The sequence below is a fragment of the Synechococcus sp. 60AY4M2 genome (genome assembly GCF_002760375.1).
Classification (GTDB): Bacteria; Cyanobacteriota; Cyanobacteriia; order Thermostichales; family Thermostichaceae; genus Thermostichus.
In genome coordinates this window covers 1-1,092 of the sequence record NZ_AUMZ01000006.1, presented here as the reverse complement: position 1 = coordinate 1,092, position 1,092 = coordinate 1, and the positions used below count along the sequence as shown (strand labels likewise).

The following is a 1,092-nucleotide window of genomic DNA, read 5'->3' as shown; positions in this document are numbered from 1 at the left end:
ATGTGCTCAGGGTAGCTACGGGTGGGGATGAGGTGGAGGTATTGGCTAACCTGCAGCCGCAGCTCAAGGACATCAAGGTGATTTACGTGGAGTTTACTTCTGAGCAAGACCGCAAGCGGATTGACCAGATGCTGGATCCCTCTCATCTCCTCTGGCAGGGGGAGATTTCTCAAGGTAACTACGGGTGCTTATGTTATCTGAATAGATGCATATTCTACGAAAGCAGTGGTAATCTTTAGAAGGCAATCTTTAGGAAGCTCTGAGACTGATGAATCCTCGAGTTCTACTAGTTTGGACGACTCCACCTGATTATGTCCCACCTCTCACTCTTTCAGAGCGTCAAGTAACTCTATGTCCGAAAGGAAAGGTTAGAAGACAGATATTCGATTTTTTTAGTGTTCCAAAAAGCTTAGTTGAGTGTCCTGACAAAGACTTTGACCTCTATGAATTTGTCCAGCATTCAGATCAAGTCGAAGACAAAGAATTTGACTTGGTGATTGTCTGGACATCGAGTGTTGATCTGACTAGTCCTTTTAACACGAAAAAATTTGGCTGCCCAACTGTCTTGCTAGCCGGAGATACGCATCATCATGTGCTCCCTATCACCCACCTTCTAACTTACTGGGCCACTGAAGCCTTTGATTATATTGCCACCGCCTATGACCGACAGCACCTCCACTGGTTCGCAGCAGCAGGAGTTCAAAGGCTAGCTTGGCTGCCTTTCATTTCCGCTTGTCTCACCAGCTCCAGTTGGATAGAAAAGAAAGAAACTAGAGTTGCGTTTGTGGGTAACCTTAATTTTAACTCTTATCATTACAGACGTCTTAAGTTGATCATGTCCTTGAAAAAACTGGGTCTACCTCTACTTATAAAGACTCGAGTCCACAACCCTCAACTAATATTTGGCGGCTCGTTAATCTCTTTCAACTGCAGCCAAAATGGGGATCTGAACTTAAGGAACCTGGAAGTGATTTCTGCAGGGAGCTTTCTGCTTACCGACCAGCTCTCCTTCGCCTCAGGATTGGACGAACTTTTGGCGCCCGGCACCTACTGCGACACCTACAACTCCGAAGCCGAACTCCTGGAAAAAGT

General features: G+C 46.1%; 1 protein-coding gene and 1 pseudogene. Both read left to right on the top strand.

Going from position 1 to position 1,092, the window contains the following annotated elements:
- A pseudogene (locus SYN60AY4M2_RS14270) lies at nucleotides 1-239 on the top strand (glycosyl transferase family 1); the annotation flags it as partial.
- 29 nt (nucleotides 240-268) lie between these two features.
- A partial coding sequence (locus tag SYN60AY4M2_RS13845; RefSeq protein WP_143597048.1) for a glycosyltransferase occupies nucleotides 269-1,092 on the top strand: 824 nt, incomplete at its 3' end.